The organism is Sphingobacterium sp. JB170, from assembly GCF_900163865.1.
Classification (GTDB): domain Bacteria; phylum Bacteroidota; class Bacteroidia; order Sphingobacteriales; family Sphingobacteriaceae; genus Sphingobacterium.
Genome location: NZ_FUKU01000041.1, coordinates 25541 through 43784 on the forward strand (window position 1 = coordinate 25541; position 18244 = coordinate 43784).

14 protein-coding genes are annotated in these 18244 nt (G+C 44.4%); 2 read left to right on the top strand and 12 right to left on the bottom strand.

The genetic code is table 11. From position 1 onward, the window contains the following. Positions 1-103 precede the first annotated feature (103 nt). Together dapF and FM107_RS11985 are read left to right on the top strand one after the other, a co-directional pair. Positions 104-883, top strand: a complete 780-nt coding sequence (gene dapF / locus FM107_RS11980; protein ID WP_086948751.1) for a diaminopimelate epimerase — start codon at positions 104-106, stop codon at positions 881-883. Positions 884-948: 65 nt separating this feature from the next. Further along, on the top strand, positions 949-3825 hold the full coding sequence (locus tag FM107_RS11985; protein WP_086948752.1) for a DEAD/DEAH box helicase: 2877 nt from the start codon (positions 949-951) through the stop codon (positions 3823-3825). Here the strand turns inward: FM107_RS11985 and FM107_RS11990 are convergent. Genes FM107_RS11990 through FM107_RS12045 form a run of 12 tightly spaced genes read right to left on the bottom strand, consistent with a single transcriptional unit; the run spans position 3822 to position 18243 of the window. Beyond that, complete coding sequence (locus tag FM107_RS11990) at positions 3822-5126, bottom strand: phenylacetate--CoA ligase family protein (RefSeq protein ID WP_086948753.1); 1305 nt, start codon at positions 5124-5126, stop codon at positions 3822-3824. The genes FM107_RS11985 and FM107_RS11990 overlap by 4 nt on opposite strands. Further along, entirely contained in the window at positions 5111-6775 is a 1665-nt protein-coding gene (locus tag FM107_RS11995; protein ID WP_086948754.1) for a C45 family peptidase, read from the bottom strand. The genes FM107_RS11990 and FM107_RS11995 overlap by 16 nt, the downstream gene beginning before the upstream one ends. After that, a complete protein-coding gene (locus FM107_RS12000) occupies positions 6762-8294 on the bottom strand; it encodes an NAD(P)/FAD-dependent oxidoreductase (RefSeq protein ID WP_086948755.1) in 1533 nt (510 codons plus the stop codon). The genes FM107_RS11995 and FM107_RS12000 overlap by 14 nt, the downstream gene beginning before the upstream one ends. After that, complete coding sequence (locus FM107_RS12005; protein WP_086948756.1) at positions 8291-11944, bottom strand: 1-acyl-sn-glycerol-3-phosphate acyltransferase; 3654 nt, start codon at positions 11942-11944, stop codon at positions 8291-8293. Before FM107_RS12005 ends, FM107_RS12000 begins: the two co-directional genes overlap by 4 nt. Then, entirely contained in the window at positions 11944-13128 is a 1185-nt protein-coding gene (locus tag FM107_RS12010) for a DUF2062 domain-containing protein (RefSeq protein ID WP_086948757.1), read from the bottom strand. Before FM107_RS12010 ends, FM107_RS12005 begins: the two co-directional genes overlap by 1 nt. Before the next feature lie 7 nt (positions 13129-13135). After that, positions 13136-13621 (bottom strand): hypothetical protein, encoded by a 486-nt coding sequence (locus FM107_RS12015; protein ID WP_086948758.1) that lies wholly within the window; start codon positions 13619-13621, stop codon positions 13136-13138. Next, on the bottom strand, positions 13618-13995 hold the full coding sequence (locus FM107_RS12020; RefSeq protein WP_086948759.1) for a 3-hydroxyacyl-ACP dehydratase: 378 nt from the start codon (positions 13993-13995) through the stop codon (positions 13618-13620). The genes FM107_RS12015 and FM107_RS12020 overlap by 4 nt, the downstream gene beginning before the upstream one ends. 6 nt (positions 13996-14001) lie before the next feature. Next, the gene (locus tag FM107_RS12025) at positions 14002-14625 is read right to left on the bottom strand and encodes a hypothetical protein (RefSeq protein ID WP_086948760.1); all 624 of its coding nucleotides are present in this window, start codon (positions 14623-14625) and stop codon (positions 14002-14004) included. Then, a complete protein-coding gene (locus FM107_RS12030; RefSeq protein WP_086948761.1) occupies positions 14603-15229 on the bottom strand; it encodes an outer membrane lipoprotein carrier protein LolA in 627 nt (208 codons plus the stop codon). The genes FM107_RS12025 and FM107_RS12030 overlap by 23 nt, the downstream gene beginning before the upstream one ends. Beyond that, complete coding sequence (locus FM107_RS12035) at positions 15219-15992, bottom strand: polysaccharide deacetylase family protein (protein WP_086948762.1); 774 nt, start codon at positions 15990-15992, stop codon at positions 15219-15221. Before FM107_RS12035 ends, FM107_RS12030 begins: the two co-directional genes overlap by 11 nt. Further along, the gene (locus FM107_RS12040) at positions 15986-17047 is read right to left on the bottom strand and encodes a beta-ketoacyl synthase N-terminal-like domain-containing protein (RefSeq protein WP_086948763.1); all 1062 of its coding nucleotides are present in this window, start codon (positions 17045-17047) and stop codon (positions 15986-15988) included. The genes FM107_RS12035 and FM107_RS12040 overlap by 7 nt, the downstream gene beginning before the upstream one ends. Next, positions 17044-18243, bottom strand: coding sequence for a beta-ketoacyl-[acyl-carrier-protein] synthase family protein (locus FM107_RS12045; RefSeq protein ID WP_086948764.1), 1200 nt, complete (start codon positions 18241-18243; stop codon positions 17044-17046). Before FM107_RS12045 ends, FM107_RS12040 begins: the two co-directional genes overlap by 4 nt. Position 18244: the final 1 nt, after the last annotated feature.

The window sequence follows — 18244 nt, forward strand, 5'->3', positions numbered from 1 at the left end:
AAAAGTGTTAACTCGATATCTTTAAAACGGCTTTTAACATGATTTAACAAAAATCACAAGAATTGTAACAAGAATTTTAAAATAAAGCAACTTTACATTCAAAATGGCAGAAATTATAAGATTCCACAAATACCAGGGTGCAGGTAACGATTTCATTCTAATTGACAATAGGACGACCTTATTTGATGAAACGAACAACGTTTTGATTAAAAAACTTTGCGACCGAAGGTTTGGAATTGGAGCTGACGGACTAATGCTCCTTCAAGATAATAAAAATTTCGACTTCGAAATGAAATATTTTAATGCGGACGGCAAACAGGGCTCCATGTGTGGTAATGGCGGCCGATGCATCGTTGCTTTCGCGCGCGATCTCGGTATCATTAAACACAACGCTGCCTTTTTGGCAGTAGATGGGCCGCACGAGGCGACAATTCAAGATAACCAAGTCGATTTGGGAATGATTGAAGTGCATCAAATCCAAAGAGATGGCCAAGCTTATGTGCTGAATACGGGATCACCACATTATGTTCAGCTGGCGGACCAACTGGATAAAACCGACATGCGTGCCCAAGGTATGGCAATACGAAATAACGAGACCTATCGTCTCCACGGCATAAACGTCAATTTAGTTCAGCCCCAGGGGGATGGATATTTCCTGCGAACATATGAACGTGGCGTAGAAGATGAAACCCTGGCGTGCGGCACTGGCGCTACTGCGGCAGCAATTGCAATGGCTTTACACACCAATCAAGCAGGCGAAATCAAAATTCCTATCCGTGTACTTGGAGGACAACTTTATATATCGTTCTACCGCGAGGGGCAATCGTTCACAAACGTTCGCTTAATTGGCCCGGCAACTTTGGTCTTTCAAGGTGAGATCTAAATCAAGACTTGTTTACGAAAAATTAGTATATTAGAGCCTTTTTTCATGGGCACTTATCTTTTTTAATGGTACAAGTCGAAAGTAATTCAAAGTTTAAACTCGTCTATTCTTTGGGGCGTCACCCCTATTTGGGGTTTCTCATTGAACCGCATATCGTATACCTCAATGCGAATGGATCGTACTCTTTAAGTTATAAACGCATCTTCACAAACACAATTGGCGATTTCGCATCGGCGCTAGACAACGTCGATTACGAGCTAATTTCCTTATTAGATGAAATCGAACAAACACATATCATAAAATCCTATACCAAGCGCGCGATGCGTCCACTCGATTTTTTTGCCAAAAAATTCGACGCGACGATTTACGATTACATCCGTCCGCGCATTGAAAGCAGGCTTCTACAGGTGCTCAAAATGATCGGTGACAAACCGCTATTCCTTATGAGTAAAGACGGTTACCCGGCAGAGCAAGAGCTAAAAATTGCTGATGAACCCACCTCGGTGCTTTTTCATTTTCGCCGTGATGAGCTCGAAACACGCTACTTCCCGACGTTGCGCTACAAGGGAAATCGACTAGAGTTTATGTATAAAGAAGCCCAGTTAATCATCAACGAACAAGCGTGGATACTGCTTGAGAACACCCTTTATCACTTTAACAACGGCATAGAAGGTAAAAAACTGAGCCCCTTCCTAAATAAGCGCTATATCGCCGTGTCTCGCGAAACCGAATATAAGTACTTCAAAACCTTCGTTGCCGGCCTTATAGAAAAATATGACGTCTATGCAGAAGGATTCGAGATAAAAACGCATAAAGAACAGGCTACGCCAATAATCAAACTCCTTTACACCTCACCCCAGGAGTCAACCCTAGAGCTGTTCTTTCAATATGACAAATACGAATTACCAGCGTTCTCCGTATCACCTATCACCGTAAGTCTCGAACACGACGTGGTCCTGGACGCCTATACTTTTCACCGAATCAAACGATCCAGCGTCTGGGAAAAACACCAAGTCGAGTTTTTAAACTCGCTAGGACTCGTCCGCCAGGGCGAAATATTCAACAATCTTACACCCCTAGATGAACAGGAGTCGGTAATTTCCTGGCTCATGGCAAACCGAGCGAAACTTCAGAAAAAGGGCTTTGTGATTAAACAGACACAAGGAAAAACACATATCTATCTGGGAAAAGCCTCGTTAGAGATAAATATTGAAGAGGGCAACGACTGGTTTGACATCCACGCTATTGCGCGCTTCGGTGAATTCGAAATACCGTTCATCAACCTCCGTGATAATATCTTAAATAAGATCGCCACATTTACCCTTCCAAACGGCGAGGTTACATTTATCCCCGCGGAGTGGTTCGCTAAATACGCACACCTGTTTTACTTTAATACGCAAAAAGAAACGCTTCAAATCAGCAAAACCCACGTGGGACTGCTTCACGAAATATCCGAGAACACAGAAGTAACCTTTCATCACAAGCTTGAAAAGCTCTCCGCGTTCGAGGCTATCGATGATGCTCCGCTGCCTAAAATATTTAATGGCGAGCTACGTCCCTATCAGCGTGCCGGGTACAATTGGTTTTATTTTTTACAAAAATTTAGATTTGGCGGTTGCCTTGCCGACGACATGGGACTGGGCAAAACGGTTCAAACGCTTGCGTTGCTCCAACAACAGCGCGAGACGTTGATCGTGACAGATCAAGCAAAGGTATCTTTACTTGTTCTTCCGACTTCCCTTCTATACAACTGGCAAAAGGAAGCCGAGAGATTCGCTCCCGAGTTGCGCCTTTATATCCATACCGGAAGCGGCCGGTTGCGCGATGCCTTCGGATTTTCACATTATGATCTGATTATTACGACCTACGGCATTGTACGTAGCGATGAGGAAATGTTGAAAAAATTCTTTTTCAACTATATTATCCTCGACGAGAGTCAACATATAAAAAACCCGAGATCGAAATCCTTCAAGGCAATCAAAACCTTAACCAGTCGAAATAAGCTCGCTCTTAGTGGTACACCCATCGAAAATTCGGTTGCAGATATCTGGTCGCAGATGCACTTCACCAACCCCGGTTTACTTGGCTCCTACAGCTTCTTTCAAAATGAATTTGTCGTTCCCATCGAGAAAAAAAAAGATGAAGAAAAAGCGGCTCGTTTGCAAACACTCATTAAACCGTTCGTACTGCGACGAACCAAAGACCAAGTCGCGACTGAACTACCCGAAAAAACAGAGCAAATACTATTTTGTGAAATGGGTGAAGAGCAGGCCAATTATTACGAAAACACGAAATCGGAATACCGAAATGCACTTTTAGATATCACACTATCCGGGCATGCCAAGGGCAATCAAATCATACTCCTACAGGGGCTCACCAAGCTCCGACAAATAGCGAATCACCCCAAGATGATCGAGCGTGACCAGGAGTTACCATCGGGTAAATTTGATGCGGTTAATGAAATGCTCGATTCCATCATCGCGGAAAAACACAAGGTGCTGATCTTTTCTCAATTTGTGAAGCATTTAACGCTCTTCCGCGATCATTTTGAAGAAAGCAATATTAAATATGCCTATCTCGACGGGAGCACTAAAGATCGAGCCGCGGCGGTTAATGGGTTCAAAGAAGGATCAGACATTCAAATCTTTTTAATATCCATAAAAGCAGGCGGGGTAGGCTTAAACCTCACTGAGGCCGACTACGTGTTTATACTTGACCCTTGGTGGAACCCTGCCGTGGAGCAGCAGGCCATTGATAGATCACATCGCATTGGGCAGACCAAAAACGTCTTTATTTACAAATTCATCACAAAAGACACTGTCGAAGAAAAAATCCTTGCCTTGCAAAATAAAAAGAAAGCGCTGTCTGCCGCTCTCATTACAACAGAAGAAAGCTTCATCAAATCGCTCTCTGCAGAAGATATTCGCGAATTACTCCGCTAACAGTTCATCTTGCGGCGATCGATAAAAGTAATGGGCTTGCGACTCATGGAATCGAATATGACTTTTTGAAGGTCCTCGGCGGATCGCCATTCCACACTTGGTGCCACGCGTAACTTCGCGCGAAAAAGGTCTTTAATTTGCTGCAACATCCGCTCGCTCGGTTGTCGCGCACTGACGAAAATCATAATCTCGTCCGTACCGATATCATTTTGGCTTATCTCAATAAGATGATGCTCTAGATCAGGAAACCCCGTCAATAGATCATGCATTGCCGGGGGAAACAAAGTCGTCCCTTTGTATTTAATCATATGTTGTTTGCGTCCTTCCACGGGACCTATACGGTAGCTTTCGCACCCGCAGGCGCAGGGCTCACTATGACGGCGCACAATATCGCCTGTCTTAAAACGCAAAAGTGGGACACCTTGGATGCCTAGCGGAGTCACAACAAGTTCGCCCGGTTGTCCCTCCTCCACAGGCCGTTCGTCCTCATCCAGTACCTCTGTAATTATCAAGTCTTCATGCAAATGCCCGCCCATGAAAGCCTCGCATTCAGTAAAAGCCGATCCCATTTCTGTCGAGGCGTAGGTGGAAAAAAGCTCAATTGGCCACTTCTCCTTGATCCGCTGGGCAAGCATATTATCCTTGAATGATGCATCACGCAAAGATTCTCCAATGCACAACACCGCCTCAACGCTACTACCGCGATAATCAATTTGCTGTTTCTCGGCATATTCAATCATCTTTAAAAGAAATGAAGGGACAGCGATAAGAAAACGGGGCGCATGCTGAAGAATAGAGTCCCACTGCATCTGCGGAATACCTGACCCCACCCGTAGAACGCCAGCGCCGAGTTTACGCAGGCCCAGAAAATAAGCCAAACCGGCCATAAACCGCCGGTCTAGGGTTGTCATGAGCTGTACAATATCTCCTTTTTGCACACCTATGCGACGAAATGAGCGCATCTCATTGTATGCTAATCGTTCAAGATCGGCCTCCGTAAGGCCGAAGGTAACAGGTTTGCCAAGTGTTCCCGAGGTGGAACAGTAGTCTATAATCTCGCTCTTGGGCGTGCAGAAAAAATCAGCGTTGAATTGTTGCACATCGTCTTTACTAGTGGTGGGTATGCGCAAAAGATCTTCTATCGTATTGATGGTTTTTATATCAATACCATGCTTCTCAAAGACCCTACAATAATAAGGAGAGTGTTCACTTAAATACAGCAGTTGTCTACGCAAAAGTTCTTCTTGGTAGGCTTTAATCTCAAAAGGGGGTTGCCGTTCCATTACTATCTTTCCTTCCATCTTTTGGTCGCTTTTTTTAACTGTCTCTGTATCTCAGTTTTAATTTGTGCACTGGGCAATACTTTACCGCTGGCTAAACTATAAAATTTTTCTGCATTGGGATAATCTTTTTGGAGATAAAAAAGCCGCCCTGCAACATAATACCCCAGCCATAAGTCAGGATTCAAGTCGATATATTCTTGCAGTTCACGCGCACTCACCGAAGGATCTTCCCGATCGATCAGGTCAAGATACGAAGCGGAAAGACGCCGAAACACCTTAAAATCAGCATACTGATCGCTTGCAACAAGAGGATCCGCAGAGATAGCCAGCGAATCAATTCCACGTCCTTTCTCGGCTTGCCAAGGCTTATCAAAAATTTCTTTCAGATCATATGCTTTAAAAGCCCCCATTTGCCCAGGCGCACTCGATACATAAACCAATCGGTCTTCGGGTTGGAAAATTATGCCATGATGTGCCAGCATATGGTTTAAACTCTTATCGTTACCCAACCCCAATTTCTCACAATGCTGACCGTCGGTATTCCGCAAAATCGACGCCGCTCTTTCCGGCGTTAGCCTGTCCATAGTATCCAGCAACGACTGTAGTTTTTCAAAACGATAGAACGAGTGACTATCGTGAATATTTTTGCGATTTCGGCTATCGTCTCCCAGCAACTTGCCTTGAAAATGATTCGTGGAGAGCAGCCGGCTACCCGTGGCTTCCACCACGTCGATCTTTCTCGGAGTGATCTCCACAAGAACCGCCTTTTCATCGTATGCGCTGCTAATCATCAACGATTCCGAGACAAAAACTTTTTTCCGCTTTAGAATCTCAACCGCTTGTTGAATATTAGCGGCGTATTGGAGCACTTCGCGCGCAACGATCGAAATAGGCGTGCGTGCGGACCAGGGGATGGACGACTTTCCTGCATTGAGCGTGATGGTCAGCCCCTGCCGGTTCATTCCTGAAAGTACTCCGATCATTCCCGGCCAGGAGACCGACACGTACGGGTAGCCTTCATCAGGCTTCACAAAATAGATTACCTTCTGTTTTGCAAAATCATCGTTCATATAAAAATCCAGGTTACGCGCTACCAATAGCTTCCCATCACGGGTATTCCCGCCCCAGACAGCAAAAGAAGAACAACCTACCATCGCCAAATCCTCCAACACGTGACCAATATCGTGCGCGCCATGCATCCATAAGGTACGTTGGTACGGGCTTCCCAGGTAATTGTAAGTCGTATCTAAAAAATTGGAAAGCGTATATATCTCTTTTAAGTATTCCTGGGGAATATCCTTATCGAGTTTCCTGTTGTACCAGCTCAAAAAACGCATAATTCTTTTCTGCTTTCTTCTGGAGGGCACCAGTTCGAATAATTTCGATGCAAATATCTCTTCTTGCTGCCGGTATAGATCGCGCGAGAGCAACCCTATTTTCGTCCCAATTACCTCCGGACTGCCGTGCACATACAACTCCCAGTTCCCCAGATCATTTTTTACCATGTAATCGTCTCCCGACCGCATTAAAAAGTCGGTTTTCGCCAAGGGCGAATCAACCAAAACACGATTTATACGTTGCTGGTTCAAGGAAAGAGGGATTTTCGGTGACCGGCATGCACTGACAAGCAACAAGCTGGTTGCAACCAAAACACTAAATCGTAACATCCGTCTCCCTCCTTATTTTTTCAAACAAATAGGATTTGCCTAAAATTTCGCCGCAGGTGGCAACTGCACCGATCGTAACGCCCAACACGCCGTGCATTGCGATCGCGTGGCCTGTAAAAAATAAATTATCGATCTTCGTGCTCGGGGAAATATAAGTCTTCAGAGGGGCGTCCGCCAGCTTGCGATGGCCGTATAAATTCCCTTGATACATCCCGATATAATCGCGATAAGAAAGCGGTGTGGATACATAAGTATTTCTCACAGCGTCATTCAATCCCGGCAACGCGCCCGAAACCACATCCAGGAGAATTTGCGCTTTCAGCTGCTTAAACCGCTTATATCCCGACCCACGATCATCCTGCTGCACAACGGTACGGTGACTGTGTTGCCAAACCTTCACCTCATCGAAATGCATATAGGTCAATATAGTTAAAGTATCTGCATACCCCTGATGTGAAGGATCTTCGGTCATCGACACCATAAACATTGCGGGCCAATCTTTTGACTCATAACTGCTCGCCGTCCAAACCGAATCGGTGTCGCTATGCCCGTACAGGTTATAATCAATATATTTGAGCGTCTGGGGCTGCAAAACCACATGCAGGCTAAAAGCCGATGTGGTAACTTCAAGGTTTTGTATTCGCTTGACAAAGGATGAACGAAAGTGTGTCTCACCTGCCATCGCAATGGACACTCGGGGATCCAGGTTGCTAATAAACATGTCTGCATAATACCGATTCCCTTGCTTTGTCATTATACTCTCAACGCGGCCATTATTCACCTGCATAGCGGTGACCTCTTCGCGCTTAACGGCATGCCCACCATGTTTACGCAGTTCTTTAATTAACAATTTCGCAATCTGACTCCCGCCTTTATTACAGCGATAAGCACTCTGCAAGTACGAATTGACGGTCAGCGCATGAACATAAAACGGCGTATCCTCACCACTGCCGGCATACAAGAAATTTGTTCCAATCAACACCGCCCGTAAAACCGGGTCATTTGTGAGCTGCGCAAAATATTCTTTCACTCCTCGCTGCATAACCTGTTTTTCATAACCCTCGTGCACTTGCAAATTGTATAGTGGGAATGCCGCGCATGTGGACTGGAGATCTTTGACATACTGTTCAAGAGCTTCAGCTTGGTTAGGGAAATACGCGCAAAGATGCCTTATAAAAGCATCGTACCCTTGCGCTATAGGATAAGAGGTATCAGTATGCTCAAAATATACTTTGTCAAAAACCTCCGGCATAATTTCCAAATCAAGCTCGGAGATAATTCCTAAGTAAGAAAAATAACGGTATAGGTTTTGCCCCTTAGAAAGTCCTCCTAAATAATGAACGCCGGTATCAAATATCTTTTTCTCACGCGAAAAGGTCTGTAGGTTTCCGCCAAACTGATTATTCTTTTCGATAACACACACCCGCTTACCCTCTTTAGCAAGAATAACCGCAGAAACGAGTCCTCCTAAGCCACTGCCAATAACCAGAGCATCATATATTGGATTTTGATCAATCATTTGATATAATGGAACACGCTTGTTGAAACACGATCTTCAGTCCACCCTTCTTCAATAAGCTTAACCTCCCGCCTAAAGGTAAATATTTCCAAGAAGGTGCGCAACTGTGCCAGGGGCAGATCTGAACCCGTTAAATGTGGATGTACGACCGCCACCTTTGTAGGACACGATTCAGTAGATTCAATAAACCGCACTTTACGGTGTACGCCCCAGTAAATACTTTGTGCAATAGCCTTGCCCTGCGGGCGGGCAATAACGCCATAAATTTTTCTACGCCCGTTTTTCAATGACAAAAGGTAATCCAACTCGCCGACCGTGTCGGAAAAATGCGTCACTGCCAATTGGGATATCAGCAATCGATCTACTTGGTGATAAAGGGACTGAAAACGCACTAAGCTTTCCTTTACCTGCTTTTGAATCGAGCTATGTTTATAACGGTAAGCAAGCAACAGCTTCTTCTGGAAATACTCGGCACCGTGTTCTTGGGCGCGATAGCTGGCATACTGCGCTCGAAAAAAATGCAATATACGCTTACCGCGCTCCCTATACCCCTGACCAAAGCTCGCATCTAAAGGCTTTATACGCTGTCCAACGATCCGTGTTAACGCCCCCTGATAAATAAGGCTATCTCCCTTGGGTAGCACATCCCCATTTCCAAGAAGGTATACAGGCAATATCTCAAGATCTAACTGCTCGGCTAAAAAGAAAGCCCCTTTATGAAATCGGTGTACCTCATTATCCAAAGAACGTGTTCCTTCTGGAAAAATGATCAACGAATAGCCTTCAGTGACCTTACTACGCAGCTCTTGCAAACCAACATCAAGGCCCCTACTCACGGGATACGCCCCCAGCAGGCGTACGGCGGGTCCAAAAACAGGGGAATTCCAAACCCAATCGTTTACTAAGAAAACACTTTTTGGGACAAGTGTCGCTAGCGACAGGGTATCCAGAAAAGAACTGTGATTCGCAATAATGATCGAAGGGCTCTGAAATGTTTCTTCATGGGAGTTTACGGTTTTGCGGCGCACACGAGGATACAAGCAGAGCACGGAGTTCATAAACCAAATGATTAACCCGCGAAATAATTTTTCTTTAGCCTGCTTTGCCATTGGCAAAAGAGAAAGAATGGTTACGCCAAACACGGAAATCAAAAAACTTCCTATTCCATAATAGGCAAAGAATATAATGGAGCATATTAATTGAGCGATGGTAAAAGGTGATCGTCCTTTTTTAGCACGACCAGAAATAAAAAACCGAAACAGCATCGGATAAAACACAAATGTAATGATCACTGCTGCGAAGACGCCGATGAGCGAAACAGAAGCGATCGAGAGCAACGCAGGATGCTTCGCAAAAATAAGTGCGCCTATGGCAAGCACCGTGGTAAGTACCGCAAGTAAAATGGATGTGCGGTAGGTTTGTAGCTCATCTTTTCCCGTGCTATACTGCTGCTGTAATGCCGCGGTCATAAAAATACTGAAGTCGACGCCATGGCCAAAAACCAATGTACAGACGATCGCGCTAAAAATGTTAAATTCCAACCCAAAGAGTCCCATCAAACCCGCGGTGACTAAGCCCGTAAGGCCGATCGGAATAGCACTGAGCAAAACCAGCTCGATCTTATTGAAGAAAACCCACAGTATCAAAAGAACGGCGATAAACGAATAGCCAACAAGCCGGTTAAAATCATCACGCAGCTGTCCGAGGAACGTTTCATTAAGATGCTGTCGATCAATAACAAGCACATTATGATCGTGGCTTACCTTTTCGATAAAGGCATCTTTGTTCGCGTAAGGTAATTTAATAAGCGTCGATATCGTGTAAAAGCCGTCCCGATTGGTAATATAATCCGTAAAACCGGGTAGCGAAAAGCTTCGGTAATGTGTAAAATCCAATGGTTTGAACTTCGAATCTAACAGTTCTAAAAAAGATTGGTGGGCACCCGGAGCAAAACCAAAGCGATCCTCCTCTTGCCTTAAGGCCCCCTCGAGCGTCTGTTTCCGCTCCGTAGTCCAAAACTCGTCCCACGCTCGTATCTTTTGCTCTTGTGCTAATTTTGATAACGGTAGAAAGTGAAACCCTTGGTAGGCCGTTATATGACCCTTTTGATGTTCCCGTTCCACCGTTCTCAGCAAACTGTCGGCACTGCGTGAGGCGTGTTCAAAATTGTCACCAGTAGTCACCAAATACAAAGATTTTGTGGCACCAAAAGTAAAACTATCAAGCTTGCTTTCGACAGTTTTTAGATTCGAGGGCACGAAGTTTAGATCTGCAATATTGTTATTAAAAGACACGCGCCCACTGCTAAACACACTTACGACAATTAAGAGCAAACAAAACACAATCAAAACCTTGCTACGTTCAAATGGGAACGACGCAATTTTGTCGATCACGCTACTATGCTTTAACTGTTCTTTAGGATGGTACAGATGGGGAATGATCAACAACGAAAAAACAGCGGAGGAAAATATACATATTGAAGCGAAAATACCTAGATCCACCAAGGCGCTGGAATGAACAAATAATAAACATAAAAAGGCGAGTGCGTTACATGCACCACTCATAAGTACAGGGCGCGTCAATTCCTGAAAAACAGCCTTGGGGTCCGCCGACTTCTTGTAATGCGTTAATAGGTGCAAGGCAAAGTCAATTGTTATACCGATCAACACCGCGGCAACACTCAACGATATTGCCGAAATGACTGGCTTATACAGGTATAGACAGGCTAGGGCGAATATTGCAGCAAAGACGCTCGGAATAAAAACCAACAAAGGTATATAGATCCGTCGATAGAACATCACAAGTAGTACCATTAGCACACTCATTGAAATAACGACCGTCGTAGAAATATCTTTTTTTATTTGCTTCGCATTCGCCACGGCGACAAAGGGTGCTCCATAGTAAGAAACCGCCGCCCGTCCCTGGTACTGCTCGTTGAGTCGCCTTTTTAGTCCATTCAAGCGGTCGACGAGTACAGTATTGTGTTCGGTCTCCGATCCTTTAAATTTCGTGTCTATAAAAAGAAGTAACTTAGTACTATCCGTACTTGAAATATAACCGTTAACCAATGTAAAATTATCACCGGCTACATTATTCTGCATTTTCTTCAGTCCCAGAATCGATAGCTCCAGCGGATCGCTCAGTAGCATATCACGCATAATCATCCCCTCGGGAGATATGAGTCGGCGGTAATTACTTTCAATCTGTTTACGCACGCTATCACGCGCTAACTTTTGTTGAATAACGGAATAATCTGTCCTATCCAATATAAGCGGTAAATTCTGGTAAACAAATTTCACTGCATCGGCCATCTGGCTCTCACCAATTGCGCCAACAACTTCTTTCACGCCCGTGGTATCGGTACGCACCGAGTCGACAAACTGTCCGGCCATTGCGCTCATCACATCCACGTGCGCACGCTTATCTTTTTCGATAAGAACAGTTATCTTATCTGCAAAATTAATTTGACTTAATGCGCGTGCGAGTTCGTTGGACTGCTCGGATTTCGGGATAATTGCGGTAATATCTTCCTCAAAACGGATCTTCGAGGCAAAAAAGGCACAGACAGCCAGAAACAAAAGAGCAATTACGATCGAAATAATTTTCTTGCGCTGCACCAATAGATAAATATGGTAGAAAAAAGACTCCATCACCTGGTGGAAACCGTCCGCTGTCTATAGAATTTAAAAAATATATAGCTCGACAAACCAAAAAATAACGCAGCTCCGCTGGCAAGAATTACACTTCCCACAAGATATTGCCATAGGTGCGATTTTATCGTCTCCAGTGAAACCATATCTATTTGATAACTCGCCGCAGACGGGTACACAGCGCCACCAACTAACAAGGAAGCGTAAATAATTACGGGGATAAACGGTGCAAAACTAATATTTGAAAAAGCAAAAGCGAGCACTTTATTTAGGCGAAAGAAGACCGACAAGGTAATCGTCAATGCGGTCTGAAACCCCCAGACTGGCGCAATGCCCAGAAATACCCCCAGACCAATGGAAAGCGCTTTCTTTTCTGGCGAATCTTCGGTTCCTAAAATATTCTCACGAACGAATTCTGTAAAAGTTTTTTTTTTGAAGCTTCGGATAAAGTTCCGTGGAAGGATATATACAAATGTGAGCAGCACCAGCACACAATTTAGGATGCTGATACGTGTGAAATCTCGAAAAGGCCGAAAATGACTCACACGCTCCTTGGAATCGTAAAGTACATCGATCGGAACGTTCTCGACGGCAATACCGTTCCAGGCTGTACGGACGATAACTTCGATTTCAAACTCAAATTTCTTGGTATAGAATTTCCGTGGCAGTACTTCAAGAGGATATGCGCGGAACCCAGACTGGGTATCGGTTAATTTTATGCCGGTCTCAAACCAAAACCAGAAGTTAGAAAATCGGTTACCAAAGCTACTTTTACCCGGAACCGATGCGTGATTCATATTGCGGCTACCAATCAATAGTAACGGCTCCGTAGTCGTCTCGAGACGCGCCAGGAACACGGGGATATCGGAAGGATAATGCTGACCATCCGAATCAATGGTGAAGGCATACTTGAAACCTTGGGCACGCGCAAATTGAAATCCTTGGCGCAAAGCGAACCCTTTGCCCCGATTCGCCGAATAGCTGATGACTTGAATTTGTGGATAGCCCTTAAGAATATGCTTGGTGTTATCTGTCGAACCGTCGTCGACAACAAGCACAGCATTGCTATACCGTAATACGGCATCCAGCACACGTGCTAAGGTTTTATCGTTATTATACGTCGGTATAATAACGATAAAACATTGTGGTGTTGATTTTCGTACTATAGATTCGTGCTCATTCATCAGGAACTTATTCTGCTAGTTTAGCCTGCTCGCCAGCCGTGAAATATTTTGATTGCGCGGCATACTGACTAATAATGGTTCTCACAACCGTAGGTTGTGTAGCAAAATTAGCCAAAATCATCCGCTTATCCTCCGCCATATGCCCGTTATATTTAAGAATTTTGGGTGCATGTTCCTGAATCGCTAATCGCACTAGACGTATCTCTACTTCTTCGGGCGCCGCTTCCACAGACCGCTCTAAGAGCTGAATACCCTGCACTACCAAGGCTTTCTTTGCCGAACGATCTTTCAAAAGTCGCGCTTTTAAGATTTGTGAAGCTCCCTTATAAGCAAGTACGACGGGGTCATTCTGTGAATAAGCAGCAAGCTCGTTGTACAGTTTTTCAGTAATAGACTGAGAATCTTTCGCTAAGACAAAATACGCTCGAATCGTGGGCAACTCTACTGCCAACGACCCGAAAAACATATATAGAATAACCATCAGGCTCTTCATGTCGTTATAATTTTATAAACATTCGTTAACTTTAAAGCAACTGTCTGCTCGAAAGTTGTTACATTTTTAACACGTACGGTACCTGGTTGATCCAATTGTACAGACAGCGTAAGATCCAAAACAGGGTTCTCAAAGGGATTAATTATAGCCATAAATTTCACATTCGAAGATTTAGCTAAAAATAGCTGCTGCCCGGTAAGCGTTTCACTGAGGTCCTTAATAATCTGTATCATACAAACCCCTGGGGTAACCGGATTATTCGGAAAATGGCCGTGAAATATATCATGATGGGGGTTCAAACGTATCTGCACCTGGTAAGATTCGGCACTGAGTGCCCTAATATTCTCCACGGTATAAAAATCCTTTAAAAACATAATTTTTTATTTCGACTGATCGTACCGTTCAAAAATCAAGTTCACCTTCAAAGGATATTTTTTGTGTTGCACTTCGATCTGCTCCGGAATAGCATCCTTCGGCGAATTAAAATCTACGACAAGTTGTTCTCTGCCCCCCCTGACCGTTACGATATTATCAACCACATTCCGCTTTAACTTGTAATAACTATCGCCAGCAATATATACAGGGTAATGCTGCTTATCTTTAAAAATCAGCGCTGCGTTCGCAAATCGACGTTCGGTGATAATGCGAAAGATATCCGCTAGTGTTTCTTGCATTGATTTTTTTGCCAGCTCAGGGGCGATAAAATGTGACTTATGTCCGTCGGAGAAAATACTTATATCAAACAATGTTTGACCGAAATCGTTAACAAACGCAACACGATGCTCTTGTGGGCTCACAGTTTTTAAAAACACGGAACCGTTAATTGGTTTTGAAAATGCCTCCACCTTTGCGCGATAAATTAAGGCCGTACTGGTATCTAAGAAAAAAGTATTCACTTCTTTTGCATTTTCAGGCCGTACGCCAACGGCATCGAGGTACTGATAACTTCGACAAGAAGATAGAAGAAAAACTACAAAAGCACTAAAGGTTAAAAATCGTATCATCAATATGTTTATTTATCTTTTTGTTGGATAACACAAAACGCGTATAATCCTTTGATGGTTCTGTTAAAACAACTTCCTGAATATGCTTGTCCGTACTCGAAAATATAACATCAATGGTTGTAAAGTATTTTTTTGCTTGGGTGACTTTCGGCGTAAGACGAACCATATTCACGCCATCCTTAATAAAATAACCGACCTGAAATTCCCTTTGGTCATACTTACCTCCGCGGATGCTCGAGGAAACTAACTTACTGATCTTTTCAAACTGTGCGGAACCGCCCACGTCGATCGATCGTTTGTTCCCTTCATCGTTAATTTGGATCTTACCATCCTTGAAAACCATATCATACACAAAGGGCGTAAGATATGACCATCGCAATAAATTTGTACCTTTTAAGTACAATTTGCCCTTGGAAACGATCGCAGTTTTCATAAAACTCATGTGTTTATACTGCACAAAATCCGCCTCAAGTGTCTGCACGCGCTCCAACTGGCTTAAGGATTGCTCAAACACCTGCACCTGCGCAGCATCCATGGGCTTTAGTTGACTCCAACCACCAAACGGGATGATCAACAGCACAACACTAATAATATTAATCTTCATACGCTTTCAAATTTAACAATTTATCTATTGTTACACATGTATATCCCCTTTCTTTCAAAGTAGGCAACAACCGTTTTACAACCTCAACAGTATGCACTGAAGTATCATGAAAAAGCACAATATCACCAGCTCGAAGCTTTTTGACCACTCTTTTATAGATTTTTGCGTCCTGCGTAATAACGGTATCCAAGGAACGGTTGCTCCAACCGATCACATGGTGCTTTGTAGCTTTGACTGCGCGGGCGATCGAAGGATTAGTCACCCCATAGGGGGGCCTGAAAAGACACGGCCGTTGGCCAATCACTTCCAAGAGCGCACGATCACAATCCCGTAGTTCCTGCTCAACCTGCCTAGCATTCATAAAGCCGAAGTGTGGAAGGTGCGAAAAAGTATGATTGCCAATCGTATGTCCTTGGCGTATAATTTCTTTACTCAGTTGGGGATATTTGTGCACCTGTTTACCGATACAAAAAAAGGTCGCGCGGGCATTAAATTTCTCTAAAAGCAATAGTATTTCAGGCGTATAACTCGAGGGACCATCATCGAAGGATAAAGCAATTAGTTTATTTTGCGATTCCTTCCCCTTAAAATAGGTATCGGTGAAATACCCTAAGCGGATATCAAAGGAGCCGATCGTGATAATCGTCAAAGTAATCAGTACGCTTAGTAACAACCAACCATACGACTCCCCAGCAAAGACGGCTAGTAAAGCAAGCCCGTTTGCCGCAATGTAAACCGGCAACAGTGTGACGTGTTTTAACATACACGAACGAGCGTTAAAGAATGGTCCTTCCCATTAAATTGATTGTACACCAATATATTCCTCAAACCTGTAGTAGCTCTATCGCTGTTCCAATAGAGCACTTCTGGAATTTCTTGTTCTTTTAATACACGTGCAGCCACAGCAAGTCCGAACGCCGATGCGGTGTCGTACTGGCCGGTTAAATGTTTGTAGTAAAGTACAGGAATATTGTCAAAAAGACGGCTGAATTCATCGTAATAACCGTCGTACTGGCAATCGCCATTTATACCAACCACGAGCGCATCGATTAGTTGATGATCCCGGTCCTGCCGTGCCATAAAATCCGCAACCAAGACCGTAACCTCCTCTTTGTTTAGCTCATGTTGAAGCGTAAGATCAACCAGCTGCGCATAGCTCGTTTGCGTGCGCAGCGTGCTAAGTGTGAAAAATGTTGCCCCTTCCGCGTAGTTCACGCCTATAGATTCGCTATTCTTCACACGCTCGTTCCGGTCATTTTGCTTAATTTGACCGGCTAACTGTAACAAGCGGTAAGTATGGGGGCTGATCTCATCTACCCCGCCTACCAGTACCGTGCTGGCCTGGTCATCCTGCAATTGCATAAGCGCATCAAGTAGCGCAGACTCAAAAGATACCGACCGATGTACGTACGTAAAATTGTAACCATTGCACCCTAAGCGAAGCGCAATCTGTGCCGCAACAGTATTGTGCGTAGATTGAATAAAAGCCGTGGGTGTCAAAAATTCTTCCTGATTATCCAGTACGCCATGTAAAAATTTCTCTGAATCGATCAAACACCCTAAACCCGTGCCCGTGATAATGGCCTCGGGAATACTGATGGACGCCTCATCAAGTGCCTGCTGGGATGCGTAAATCCCCATCTTTACGCCGCTAGACATACGCCGAAGCATCCCTGGGGCGATAAGCCCTTTATACGAGGGCGCATTAACCGGGGTTACAGCCCGGGAGAGTTCCTTGGCTTCCCTAAAAAGGTCATGATGCCATTGCCCTTGACTGCTCAGGGCCCCTATTCCATTAATGTAAACCTTCTCGCTCATTGTTCAGTAAAAATTAATGTAGAACAATTACCGCCAAACCCGAATGAATTCGATAATACACAGGCGATAGATCGCTGCAAAACTGTCGATTGCGGAACAAAGGAGAACTCTTGCATAGGATGTTGAAAATTGAGGTTCGCAAAAACTTTATCGTGACGTATAGCCAATATACTGTAAACGGCCTCTATCGCTGCAGCGGCAGCAAGGGTATGTCCGGTAAACCCCTTTGTAGAGCTAAATAGAGGAACATCTTCGCCAAAAGTGCGTAATAACGCGTGGCCTTCGGAAAGATCATTATTTACCGTTCCCGTTCCGTGTACATTAATATAATCGACGAATGATGCTTCAACACCTGCACTTTTAAGCGCCTTGCCAATTGCCAGATAGGCACCTTGGCCATCTGCAGAAGAGGCCGTCTGGTGGAATGCGTCATTTGCGTTTCCATAACCCGCCAAATACGCTAGGACTTCCTTTTGCTCCGCATTGACGGACTCCTCGGACTCCAATATCAGGTAAGCAGCGGCTTCTCCAAGATTCAATCCTTTACGCTCGTTATCAAATGGTCTGCACCGCTCATCCGAAAGGATCATCAACGTATTAAAACCATTGATTGTAAATTTACTCAGTGCATCGGTCCCGCCGACAATAACTCGGTCCAGACGTCCCGAGGCTATCAGACGCGCACCCATCATTATCGCATTTGCGGCCGACGAACAAGCGGTGCTAATTGTAGTCACCAAACCGTTGATGCCAAGATCATGTGCAATTTGCTGCGATGAGTCCCCCGCATCATGCGTGGTAATATAGGGTCGTAACGATGGATCGGTAAGGTAATCGTAAAAATAACGCTCGGTATAATCCATCCCTCCAACACTCGTTGCCGAAATTAACCCCGTTCGACTACCGCTAAGGTCTTTCAAACCAGCCGACCGAATAGCCTGCCTTGCTGCATATATGCCGAGCAGCGTCGTACGCGTATAGGGCTTACCTGGATCTAATGCTAACATACCCGTCAACTGCTCATTGGTATATTTAATCTCGCCTACAAAGATATCCGAATTCCACTTGGACGAAAAATTCTCCAAGCGTGAAACACCATGCCTACCATTTAAAAGTGCATACAGGTTTTCTTCGACAGTAAGACCTATCGCAGAAACAATTCCCATTCCCGTAACCGCAACTTTTGGCTTACTCATT

Excerpts from the sequence above, each read along its gene's own strand:
- FM107_RS12025 (WP_086948760.1), bottom strand. The coding sequence starts at position 14,625 with ATGATACGATTTTTAACCTTTAGTGCTTTTGTAGTTTTTCTTCTATCT.
- FM107_RS12035 (WP_086948762.1), bottom strand. The coding sequence starts at position 15,992 with ATGTTAAAACACGTCACACTGTTGCCGGTTTACATTGCGGCAAACGGG.
- FM107_RS11985 (WP_086948752.1), top strand. The coding sequence starts at position 949 with ATGGTACAAGTCGAAAGTAATTCAAAGTTTAAACTCGTCTATTCTTTG.
- FM107_RS11990 (WP_086948753.1), bottom strand. The coding sequence starts at position 5,126 with ATGGAAGGAAAGATAGTAATGGAACGGCAACCCCCTTTTGAGATTAAA.
- FM107_RS12030 (WP_086948761.1), bottom strand. The coding sequence starts at position 15,229 with ATGAAGATTAATATTATTAGTGTTGTGCTGTTGATCATCCCGTTTGGT.
- FM107_RS12005 (WP_086948756.1), bottom strand. The coding sequence starts at position 11,944 with ATGGAGTCTTTTTTCTACCATATTTATCTATTGGTGCAGCGCAAGAAA.
- FM107_RS12045 (WP_086948764.1), bottom strand. The coding sequence starts at position 18,243 with ATGAGTAAGCCAAAAGTTGCGGTTACGGGAATGGGAATTGTTTCTGCG.
- FM107_RS12020 (WP_086948759.1), bottom strand. The coding sequence starts at position 13,995 with ATGTTTTTAAAGGATTTTTATACCGTGGAGAATATTAGGGCACTCAGT.
- FM107_RS12010 (WP_086948757.1), bottom strand. The coding sequence starts at position 13,128 with ATGAATGAGCACGAATCTATAGTACGAAAATCAACACCACAATGTTTT.
- FM107_RS12040 (WP_086948763.1), bottom strand. The coding sequence starts at position 17,047 with ATGAGCGAGAAGGTTTACATTAATGGAATAGGGGCCCTGAGCAGTCAA.
- FM107_RS12000 (WP_086948755.1), bottom strand. The coding sequence starts at position 8,294 with ATGATTGATCAAAATCCAATATATGATGCTCTGGTTATTGGCAGTGGC.
- FM107_RS11995 (WP_086948754.1), bottom strand. The coding sequence starts at position 6,775 with ATGTTACGATTTAGTGTTTTGGTTGCAACCAGCTTGTTGCTTGTCAGT.
- dapF (WP_086948751.1), top strand. The coding sequence starts at position 104 with ATGGCAGAAATTATAAGATTCCACAAATACCAGGGTGCAGGTAACGAT.
- FM107_RS12015 (WP_086948758.1), bottom strand. The coding sequence starts at position 13,621 with ATGAAGAGCCTGATGGTTATTCTATATATGTTTTTCGGGTCGTTGGCA.